The organism is Protofrankia sp. CiT1 (assembly GCF_917627335.1).
GTDB lineage: Bacteria > Actinomycetota > Actinomycetes > Frankiales > Frankiaceae > Protofrankia.
Map to the genome: position 1 here is coordinate 1,933 of NZ_CAKJTP010000291.1, position 1,048 is coordinate 2,980.

1 protein-coding gene is annotated in these 1,048 nt (G+C 71.7%); it reads right to left on the reverse strand.

The features are described 5' to 3' along the window. Positions 1-162 precede the first annotated feature (162 nt). The coding region (locus tag MJ785_RS21710) for an NUDIX hydrolase (RefSeq protein ID WP_239382721.1) at positions 163-1,048 on the reverse strand (886 nt) is incomplete at its 5' end.

The following is a 1,048-nucleotide window of genomic DNA, read 5'->3' on the forward strand; positions in this document are numbered from 1 at the left end:
CCTGCGCCGAGTTCCCGATCCCGTCGACGATCACGGCCACGGTGAGGGTGTCAGCCGACCGGACCGCGGCCGCGTCGGCGTTGTAGTCGCGGGTGCCGCGCCGGGTCGATGCGGCGGTCTCGTATGTGCTCATGACGGTCCCTTCGGTGGGGGTGGGCTCGGTCAGCCGGTGACGACGCCGGTGACGGCCAGGGCGTCGGTGAGGATGCGGTCGTGGTCGAAGGCCAGGCCGTCAGCCAGGGCGTCCGCCAGCGGTATCCAGCGGGCATCGGCGGCGTCGTCCCCGGCGGTCGGCTCGACCAGCGCGGGCAGTGTCGCGGTGTACGCCCAGGTCACATAGCGGCCCCGGGGGTCACGGCCCGGGTCGCTGTAGATACCGACCGGGTGGAGCGCGCCGGTGTGGATCCCGGTCTCCTCGGCGAGTTCGCGGTGGGCGGTGTCCTCGACCTGCTCGCCGGGATCGACGTGACCCCCGGGGAGCGCCCAGCAGCCCGCAAACGGCGGCCGGTCACGACGGATGAGCAGTACGTGCGGCTCGCTGTCGTCTATCGCGAACAGCACGACGTCCGCGGTCAGCCGGACCGTCTCACCGGTCTGGCCGGTGTTACGGGCTGTGACAGGCAGGACGGTGGGGGGAACCGTCGTGGTGGTGGTCGTGGTCTGGGGGACGAAGACCGGGTCGATCGCGTCCGGGCCGAACTCCCGGCCCGCCGGGGCGAAACGGACGTCCTCGATATCGATCAGGTCACCGGTGCGGCTCAGGCCGAACCAGCCGCCGTTGCCGGCAATCCGGGAGGCGGTCGAGGCGGCGGCCTCGGCGGCGGTCGCTGGACGCAGCCGGCGGGCCCGGTCAGCGCCGAACGCGTCGGCCTGGAACAGCCAGCCGTGGGCGGTGACGGGTAGCTCGGTGCTGGTGTGGCGCTGGGGGCGGACGGGCAGGCCGAGAACATCATCGGCGACCATCGCGGTGACGGCGGCCGCGCCGACGGTCAGTGTGAGATCCCGAATCACAGACAAGTTGATCATTGTGGTGTGATGCCTTTCTGGG